9 protein-coding genes are annotated in these 8,981 nt (G+C 49.5%); 8 read left to right on the forward strand and 1 reads right to left on the reverse strand.

Annotation, left to right across the window (positions count from 1 at the left end):
• From yihA to RDL68_RS01225, 3 genes are all read left to right on the forward strand, one after another.
• Complete coding sequence (gene yihA / locus RDL68_RS01215; protein WP_308539845.1) at positions 1–612, forward strand: ribosome biogenesis GTP-binding protein YihA/YsxC; 612 nt, start codon at positions 1–3, stop codon at positions 610–612.
• A 96-nt stretch (positions 613–708) separates the two neighbouring features.
• A complete protein-coding gene (locus RDL68_RS01220) occupies positions 709–1,884 on the forward strand; it encodes a glycosyltransferase (RefSeq protein ID WP_308539846.1) in 1,176 nt (391 codons plus the stop codon).
• 40 nt (positions 1,885–1,924) lie between these two features.
• The gene (locus tag RDL68_RS01225) at positions 1,925–2,650 is read left to right on the forward strand and encodes a TVP38/TMEM64 family protein (protein WP_308539847.1); all 726 of its coding nucleotides are present in this window, start codon (positions 1,925–1,927) and stop codon (positions 2,648–2,650) included.
• A gap of 96 nt (positions 2,651–2,746) precedes the next feature.
• Here the strand turns inward: RDL68_RS01225 and rd are convergent, their stop codons facing one another.
• Complete coding sequence (rd, locus tag RDL68_RS01230) at positions 2,747–2,908, reverse strand: rubredoxin (RefSeq protein ID WP_308539848.1); 162 nt, start codon at positions 2,906–2,908, stop codon at positions 2,747–2,749.
• A gap of 267 nt (positions 2,909–3,175) precedes the next feature.
• Between rd and RDL68_RS01235 the strand changes: the two genes are divergently transcribed.
• The 5 genes from RDL68_RS01235 (at position 3,176) to RDL68_RS01255 (ending at position 8,236) form a co-directional block, all read left to right on the forward strand.
• Positions 3,176–3,583, forward strand: a complete 408-nt coding sequence (locus tag RDL68_RS01235; protein ID WP_308539849.1) for an ATP-binding protein — start codon at positions 3,176–3,178, stop codon at positions 3,581–3,583.
• A gap of 116 nt (positions 3,584–3,699) precedes the next feature.
• Entirely contained in the window at positions 3,700–5,559 is a 1,860-nt protein-coding gene (typA, locus tag RDL68_RS01240) for a translational GTPase TypA (protein WP_308539850.1), read from the forward strand.
• A 30-nt stretch (positions 5,560–5,589) separates the two neighbouring features.
• A complete protein-coding gene (gene cls, locus RDL68_RS01245) occupies positions 5,590–7,047 on the forward strand; it encodes a cardiolipin synthase (protein ID WP_308539851.1) in 1,458 nt (485 codons plus the stop codon).
• 27 nt (positions 7,048–7,074) lie between these two features.
• Complete coding sequence (locus RDL68_RS01250; protein WP_308539852.1) at positions 7,075–7,572, forward strand: hypothetical protein; 498 nt, start codon at positions 7,075–7,077, stop codon at positions 7,570–7,572.
• A gap of 16 nt (positions 7,573–7,588) precedes the next feature.
• Complete coding sequence (locus RDL68_RS01255) at positions 7,589–8,236, forward strand: redox-sensing transcriptional repressor Rex (protein WP_308539853.1); 648 nt, start codon at positions 7,589–7,591, stop codon at positions 8,234–8,236.
• Positions 8,237–8,981: the final 745 nt, after the last annotated feature.

Here is an 8,981-nt window from a genome sequence, read left to right on the forward strand (position 1 = left end):
ATGAAGGTCATCACTTCGGAATTAGAAGCTATGGCAGTTCAGCCGGCGCAGTATCCCAAAGAGGAGTTGCCGGAGATTGCCTTTGCCGGTCGGTCGAACGTGGGCAAATCCACGTTAATCAATACATTTTGCCAGCGCAAAAAGCTGGCGTATACTTCCGCCACCCCCGGAAAAACGCGCACGGTTAATTTTTATGGGGTCGAAGCCGAGTGGGCGGAGGAGCGTCATCGGTTTCGCTTAGTGGATCTTCCCGGCTACGGCTATGCCAAAGTCGCCCGTCAGGCGCAGGATGAATGGGCAAAAAGCATCAATTTGTATCTTGAAGAACGCAAGGGTCTTAGGGAAGTGCTTCTTCTCTGCGATTTGCGTCATGCGCCGACAGCGCAGGATGTGCAGATGTTAGACTGGATTCGCGCAAAGGGATATCGGGGCTTAGTGATTGCCACCAAGGCGGATAAGTTGCCCACGACGAAAGTACTTGCGCAGCGCAACGCAATGGCGAAAGTCTTAGCCATCCCCCCGGCGGACATTTATCCTTATGCCGGAAGCGTCGCGAAAAAATCGTTTGGCATTGAAGCGATTCGGGCGTTGTTCTGCGAATTGCTTGGCTAAGTACAGCCGTTTGCTTGGTCTATAGTATTTACATTCTCTTTTTGGGCAAAGGTCGTTCCGGTTATTGCTGTTGCATGGAGAGAGAAGAAAGGGAACATGATGAAGGTATTACTTACCAGCGATTTGAATCCGGGCTCCGTCAATGGCGTTATCGTTTCTGTGCTCATGCTTAAGCAGGAGTTGGAACGGCATGGGTGCGAAGTCAAGTTACTCACCCTCTCTTCCACGCGCGAAACGTATCGCGAAGGGGATGTCTATTATGTCGGTTCCATTCCGTTGGGGGCAATCTATCCCGATTTGCGTGCGTCCCTTAATACGCACAGCTCGCTGGTGGATGAACTCATTGCTTGGAAACCGGACATTATCCATTCCCAATGCGAGTTTTTCACCTATTCTTTTGTGCAGCGCATAGCGAAACATTGCTCCTGCCCAATTATCCATACTTACCACACACAATATGAGTACTATACTAAGTATGTTTTGCCGGGAAACTGGGATGGGCTGTTGGCTCGTGTGATGGCGCTTCGCTTGCGTTCTGCGGATGTGGTGATTGCGCCGACGGAAAAAACCGAGCGCTATTTGCTGAACGAAGGCATTTGTTCCTGTGTTCGGGTGATTCCTACCGGTATTGATCTGGATTCGTTTTCGCGTGCCGGTTCGCCGGAAGAACGAGTGGCGCTGCGCAACCATCTGGGTGTTCCGAAAGATTGGCGTCTATATGGCAGTGTGGGGCGTGTCGCGCAGGAAAAAAATTTGGACGAAGTTCTGGCGATTCATCAGCGTGTGCGGGAAAAGCGTAATGATTTGGGCTTGCTCATCGTCGGCGATGGTGCAGGGATGAAGCAACTAAAAAAACAGATTGATGCACGGGGCGTAAACGACAGCGTATTTTTGACGGGCATGGTGCCGAAAGAGACAGTGGGCTCGTATTATCAACTGTTGGATGTGTTCATCTCGGCATCGGTATCCGAAACGCAGGGTCTCACGTATATTGAAGCGCTTTCGAACGGTCGGCCGGTAATTGCCCGTCGGGATGAAGCGATTACGCACGTGGTAAAGAGCGGCGTCAACGGCTATCAATACGATGCGCCGGAGGAATGTGAGCGTGTGCTTTTGCAGCTATTTTCCGATGCGCAATTGTATGAGCAATGGAAGAACGGGGCTTGGGAAAGTCGAGAACAATTCAGTAAAGAACGCTTTGGCGAACGGGTATTTTCCCTCTATTGTGAGCAGTTAGGCAACGGTTTTACCGACGTTTCGTCGAAAGCATAGCGTCCGATCCGATAGGAAACAACCCCTCGAAGGAGGATGGATGACAAGCCAAATACCAGAAATAAACGAAGAACAAAAAGAGGAGAAGAAGGAAAGAGCCCATCGATTGGCGGAATGGCGCAAGAAGCATCCCGTGGATCCGGTCAAGGCGGCTAAACTTCGCCGTCTGATGACCATAGCCACGATCATCGGCATTCTCGCTTGCGTGGCTCTTGGACTTTATGGCTGGCGGCTGGGCATTTTCACCAGCACCGAGAAGATGCAGGAGTTCATCTCTCGTTCCGGCGTTTGGGGCGCTTTCTTTTTCTTTTTGTTGCAGATTGTTCAGTGCATTATCCCCATCATTCCGGGCAATGTGACTTCGCTCTTCGGCATTTACTTCTTTGGACCGCTACCGGGCTTTTTGCTCGATTATTTGGGCATTTGTGTCGGCGAAGTGATCGTGTTTTTGCTGGCTCGCTTTTTCGGCCCGACTTTTGTTCATGCGGCGGTAAAACCGGAAACTTTTGAGAAATACAGCAAATGGCTGGATGCCAATGATGAGAAGATTAAAAAGTTCTTTATTTGGACGATGGTGCTTCCTGGAATGCCGGACGACGTCATCTGTATGGTGATGGGTTTAACCAATATGTCGTTTAAGACGTTTGCCCTGCATTTAGCGTGGACGAAGGTTCCGGCACTTTTCATCTACACGTTCTTCTTGGATTATGCGTTTAAGCAGGGCGGTGAAGTACTGCGTTGGTTAAAGAGTGGTTTTATAAAGTAAACAGCGCATTTTATGGCATTCGGTCTCTATGATAAACATAAAGCGCGACCGCTCCTCAAAAGGGGAGCGGTCGCGCTTTATTTCCAGTTTGGTTACTTATTCCACCGGTTCAAATTCGTCTTTGCCTACGCCGCAGACGGGGCAGACCCAATCTTCCGGCAGGTCTTCAAAAGCGGTGCCCGGCTTGATGCCGTTTTCCGGATCGCCGAGTTCGGGATCATAAATGTGACCGCAAGCGGTGCATTCGTATTTTTTCATGTTTTTTCCTCCATCCATTCTTATCGCACGCTGTTTGTCAGCGTTACTGTATGTATACCATTCTTCCGACAATTCAAACAAAGAAGAATTTCGATTCATCGAGAAGAAAAGCGACGATGCGCAATGTGCGTTGTGTAAGGCGTTACGATTGTCGGTTGTTGGGGTATGAAGGGGACAAAGAAGAAAGCATAAGGAATAAAACGGAGAGTTGTCTTTTCTTGTGGGCAGGCACTTTTCGGTCGAACGCAAACGCGAAAGGAGGATTTCGTGCTGTATGATTATTCTTGTGCCGTACCGAGCGAAATCGCTTCGGTATGCGCGGCGGTTCGTGAACAAATTGCAAAAATCCGAGAACAGTGTGCGTTAGATAATGACCAGTTGATGGATTTGCGTCTGATTCTCAGCGAATTGATGATTAACGGTTGTGAACACGGCAACCGCAATGAGCATAATAAGCAGGTGCACCTGCACCTTACGGTTACCGATACGCTTATTCACATTCGCGTGCGTGATGAAGGCAGCGGTTTCGAACTCAATTTGGAAAAAAATGCGCCGCATCATCTGGACTGTGGTGGACGGGGACTGCGGATTGTCGCTAAATTAGTGGATAAAATGGACGTCAGGCAAAATGAGGTGGATTGCATTTTGCATCGCAGCAGGTACATTTCTTCGTAGGGTTGAAAAGAGCAAGAAAAATACGAAAGACAAATCAGGGCGTGCCCTGATTTTTTTATGGTGTTGCAGTCCATGTGTTAAAATAATAGCGATTGTGATCAAAGGAGTAGTAAAGAATGCAAGACAGGCAGTCGATTCGCAACGTCGCCATTGTGGCGCACGTTGATCATGGAAAAACCACGCTGGTGGACGCGCTTTTGCGCACCGGCGGGATGATACGTAAAAATCAGGACGTGGTGGAGCGCGTAATGGATTCCGGCGATTTGGAACGGGAACGCGGCATCACGATTCTTTCGAAAAATACCGCCGTTCGTTATAACGGAACCAAAATTAATATCATTGACACCCCCGGACATGCGGATTTCGGCGGCGAAGTCGAGCGCGTCCTGAAAATGTGTGACGGGGTCATTTTAGTGGTGGACGCTTTTGAAGGGCCTATGCCGCAGACGAAGTTTGTTCTGCGCAAAGCGATTGAGCTTTCCCTTCCGGCGATTCTTTGCATCAATAAAGCCGATCGTCCTGATGCACGAATTGCGGAAGTGCGTGAAGAAATCTACGATCTGTTTCTATCGATTGATGCGCCGCTGTCCTATTTGGACAGTCCGGTGGTCTTTGCCTCCGCGAAAAATGGTTGGGCAGTGGATGAAGCGACGTGGCAACAGGCGGAGGAGCAAAACACGGATGCCGTCGGCGAAGACATGCGTCCGCTTTTAGAGTGCATTATTGAAACGATTCCGGCGCCAAGCGGAGAGAAAGAAGTGCCGTTTAAGCTGCTCATTTCGACTGCCGACTATAACGATTATGTCGGGCGCATCGGGATAGGCAAAGTCGAACAGGGTGTTGTGCACGTCAACGATGAAGCGGTCATTGCGAATTATAATGAACCCGACAAGAAAATGAAGATTCGCGTGACGACGATTTTTGAGTTTGACGGTCTTAAACGCGTACCGGTAACGGAATCCGGCGTTGGATCCATCGTGGCGGTTTCCGGTGTGGAAGGCATTGAAGTGGGGGATACGCTCTGCTCTCCCGAAGAGGTAACGCCATTACCCTTTATTAAAATTTCCGAGCCGACGCTGCAGATGACTTTTTCGGTGAACGATTCGCCTTTTGCCGGACGCAGCGGTCAGTATGTCACCTCGCGTCACTTGCGCGCACGCTTGGAAAAAGAACTGCACACCGATGTTAGCTTGCGGATGCATCCGGGCGATTCCACCGATACATTTTACGTCAGTGGACGCGGAGAACTGCATCTGTCGGTGCTTATTGAAAAAATGCGCCGCGAGGGATACGAGTTCATGGTTTCGAAACCGGAGGTTCTGTATCGTCAGGATGAGGCAGGACATCGCCTTGAGCCGATGGAAGAGGCGACAGTAGATGTTGACCAAGAATATTCCGGGGCGGTAATTCAAGCGCTCGGCCAGCGTAAAGGCGAATTGCAGGAGATGAAAACATCGCCTTCCGGTTATACACGCCTCGTCTTTCGGATTCCGGCGCGAGGACTCATTGGGTATCGTCAGCAGCTGATGACGGATACGCGCGGTACGGGCGTACTAAACAATGAATTTGCCGGCTATGAGCCGTATAAAGGAGAGATTCCGACGCGCGCCGTCGGCTCTCTCATCGTCTATGAAACAGGCACGACAACGACGTACGGACTATTTGCTGCGCAACAACGCGGTGTGCTTTTCCTCGGCGCCGGAGAAGAGGTCTACGAAGGCGAGATTATCGGATCGAATCCCAAGGGCGAAGATTTGGAAGTGAATGTCTGCAAAAAGAAGGCATTGACCAACATTCGCTCGGCGGCAGCAGATGATGCCTTAAAGCTCGTGACGCCCAACCGTCTGAGTCTTGAGCAGATGATGGAATTTATCGAAGCCGATGAGCGCATTGAAGTCACACCGGCGGCGTATCGTATGCGTAAGGCAGTGCTGAGCGGTCAGGCACGTTATAAGGCAGCAAAATACAAGAAATAGAGTGGACGTTTAGAGAAGAAGGGGAACGCAATGGATATCGGCATACTCTTCAACTGGATAGCACAGAATTCGCTGTGGATTAATATTGTGTTGGCGTTGATTATTATTTACTCCAATCGTCGTCGTCCGCCACGCTCCACCATGCTTTGGGTCATGATGATTGCTATTTTCCCCATCATCGGTTTTTTTCCTTATCTATTATTGGGGCAAGACACGCGTCGTCGAAAGCTGTTTCATCAGAAAGAGTCGCTGGATGTAGATGTTTTGCAATATGCGCTTATCAAATGGGATGAAGCGACTACGCATGTTCCACTCGAAGACGAGGGACGCTTTCAGGATTATTTGGAATTAATCCGCCTTAACGTGCGCACGGGATTGACGAATTTGTCGGGTGATAACGAGGTAGAAGCCATTTTTGACGGACGAACCAAGTTTATGCGTCTGATCCGCGATATTGATGAAGCACAAGAAGAAATCAATTTTCAATATTACATTCTGAAGTCGGATAATCTGGGATCGATTGTTATTGAGGCGCTGATGCGCGCTGCTCGACGCGGCGTGACGGTTCGTGTATTAACCGATGGCGTTGGAGGACGTGATTTGTCCAAAGAGATGCGACGTATGATGCAGGAAGTAGGCATCCAGATCGGCATCTTTTATCCTTCGTTTCTGCGCTATATCAATTTGCGTCTAAACTATCGCAATCACCGTAAGATTGTCACCATTGACGAACGAATCGGCTACATTGGCGGCTTTAATGTGGGGGACGAGTACATCGGTCGTTATAGCCGCTTCGGTTATTGGAGGGATACGCATTTGCGCATTGTCGGCTCTGCTGTCGCCGACTTAAAAATGCGGTTCTTGCAGGACTGGAGCTTTGTCCGGGGAGAGCCGGAATCGGCGCAATGCGAGGTGACCGCGCATCCGAGCGAAAAGGGAGACGCTTTTTGCCAGCTGGTGTACAGCGGTCCGGATACGCCTTTGGCGAACATTAAACTTTCCATGCTCAAAATGATTGCTTCTGCGGATGACGTGATTTACATTCAAACGCCGTATTTTATTCCTGACCAGTCCATTTTTGAGGCTTTGGTTCTTGCTTTGCAGCAAGGGGTAGAAGTCAATTTGATGATTCCCAACCGTCCGGATCATCCGGTCGTGTTTCCGGCGACCATGTCTTTTGCCGGTGCTCTTTTGCGCGCGGGCGCAAATGTCTATCGCTATGAAAAGGGATTTTTGCACAGCAAAGTGATGATTATTGACGATTATGTCGCTTTGGTTGGCTCGTGCAATGTGGATGAGCGTTCTTTCTCGCTGAATTTCGAAGCGTCAGAACTAATTTATTCGCCAAAGATTAATGCCGCGCTCAAGCGAGCATTTCAGGAAGATATTCGAGTAAGCACCCTGCTTACGCCAAGCGTATATGCGTCACGCGGCATCATGCTCAAGATTAAAGAGCCGATTTGTCGGCTGTTTGCTCCCTTGTTGTAGGAATAACCGGAAATGGAGGAGAAAATCATGTCTGCACACGAACCGACCCGATTGGGAAAACTGCTCTCTCTTTTGCTATTGGTCAGTTTGCTGTTGTTTGGCAGCATTCTTGTTTTGGTGTTTATGAACTGGGGCAATGCGCAGTGGTCCATTGTGTTGCTTTCGCTGAATTATCCGCTTAGCGCGGTGATTTGGGCGCTGCTTGCCGTACATGTGACGGCGATTTTTCTGCGTCGGGAGGCGGACGGCGGCGATGTACTCATTGGCGTGGCAGAAGCGATTCTTCTCTGCTGCATGACTCCGGAAATCTTTACGGCTTGGCAGGCGTTTACGAAGGATCCTAGCCTGTTATTCGGACTGTTTCGCGAACCGTTGTATTTCCGTTTCTGGGTGTTGGCACGCATGGTGACGTTTTTTGTGCTGCTGGTCAAATTCGTCGGTCCGAAATGGTTAAAGAAAGAGACCCAACCGCCGTTGACTCTGGAAGACATTCAGAATATAACCGAAGACGGTTCTGTTGAATAAAGCGGAGGAGGAACGGATGAAAAAAGCAATTTCAAGCGCTGTAATCCGGCGATTGCCTAAATATTTGCGTTATCTTACGGCATTGCATGAGCAGGGCGAAGAGCGCATTTCCTCCCAAAAACTAAGCGTGATTACCGGGTTTACCGCATCGCAGATTCGTCAAGATCTCAATCACTTTGGCGGATTCGGGCAGCAGGGGTATGGCTATAATGTGCAGTCGCTGCGTGAACAGATTATACATATTATCGGGCTGGATCGTCCTCATCGTGTGGCCATTGCCGGTGCCGGACATTTGGGTGTTGCTCTTGCCAATGCCGATATTTTCAACGAAAATCGCTTCCATCTTGAAGCCCTTTTTGACATTCGTCCGGAATGTATCGGCAAGCAGATTGCCGGCGCAGAAGTCTATTCTGTTTCCGAAATGGAAACCGTCCTTCGGGAAAAACAAATTGAAATTTTAACGATAACGACACCGCGCGATGTGGCGCAGGAATTGGCGGATCGGGCAGTGGAGGCCGGTGTTCGCGGAATATGGAATTATGCGCAAACGGATCTGCATCTTCCGCATGGTATCGTTTTGGAAAACGTCTATTTGAACGAGAGTCTGTTTACCTTAGTCTACTATATGGGCAACTGGAAGGATTATAAAGGTTTCGAGGAATAACCATGGCGGAATTGAACGTACAAGAATTACATAAGCATTTTGGCGTGCGTTCCATTCTGGAGGATGTCTCCTTTTTGGTGGAAAAGGGAGAGAAGATTGGCATCGTTGGCGTAAACGGTTCCGGCAAAACGACGCTGATGCGTCTTTTGGTTCATGAAATCGAACCGGATCAGGGGAAAATCTATCACCGCGAAGATCTGCGTATGGGCTATCTTCGACAAAATGTGCATATCGAGAGCGAAGAGAGTCTGTACGAAGAGTGTAAAAAAGGGTATGCACGGGCGTTTATGTTGGAAGAAAAACTTCGTGCGCTTGAGCGCGAGATGGGCGAGCTGGCAGAACGACCGAAAGAGTTGGAAGCGGTTATGGAGCGGCACCGTTTGCTTACGGAGCGTTTTGTCGACGAAGGGGGGCTTTCCTACGACTCGGAAATTCGCGGCATTCTCAAAGGAATGGGGTTTGAAGAGGACCGTTTTTCTACTCCCGTTAATGTGCTTTCCGGCGGCGAAAAATCGCGCTTAGAACTTGCCACCATGCTGTGTGGCAGACCGGACATTCTTCTTTTGGACGAGCCGACGAACCACCTTGACATGGCGGTCACCGCCTATTTGGAGCAGATGCTTAGCGCCTTTCGCGGAACGGTTTTGCTCATTTCCCATGACCGTTATTTCCTAAATCAGGTTTGCAACCGCATCTTGCTGGTCGAACATCAAAAAGTCTATTCGTATGCCGTCTTCTGCTTGAA

Origin of the sequence: uncultured Murdochiella sp., assembly GCF_902488755.1 — a bacterium.
GTDB lineage: Bacteria > Bacillota > Clostridia > Tissierellales > Peptoniphilaceae > Murdochiella.

What these genes read in the sequence shown, in the direction of transcription:
- yihA (WP_308539845.1), top strand. Translation starts at nt 1, where the DNA reads ATGAAGGTCATCACTTCGGAATTAGAAGCTATGGCAGTTCAGCCGGCG.
- RDL68_RS01220 (WP_308539846.1), top strand. Translation starts at nt 709, where the DNA reads ATGATGAAGGTATTACTTACCAGCGATTTGAATCCGGGCTCCGTCAAT.
- RDL68_RS01225 (WP_308539847.1), top strand. Translation starts at nt 1,925, where the DNA reads ATGACAAGCCAAATACCAGAAATAAACGAAGAACAAAAAGAGGAGAAG.
- rd (WP_308539848.1), bottom strand. Translation starts at nt 2,908, where the DNA reads ATGAAAAAATACGAATGCACCGCTTGCGGTCACATTTATGATCCCGAA.
- typA (WP_308539850.1), top strand. Translation starts at nt 3,700, where the DNA reads ATGCAAGACAGGCAGTCGATTCGCAACGTCGCCATTGTGGCGCACGTT.
- cls (WP_308539851.1), top strand. Translation starts at nt 5,590, where the DNA reads ATGGATATCGGCATACTCTTCAACTGGATAGCACAGAATTCGCTGTGG.
- RDL68_RS01250 (WP_308539852.1), top strand. Translation starts at nt 7,075, where the DNA reads ATGTCTGCACACGAACCGACCCGATTGGGAAAACTGCTCTCTCTTTTG.
- RDL68_RS01255 (WP_308539853.1), top strand. Translation starts at nt 7,589, where the DNA reads ATGAAAAAAGCAATTTCAAGCGCTGTAATCCGGCGATTGCCTAAATAT.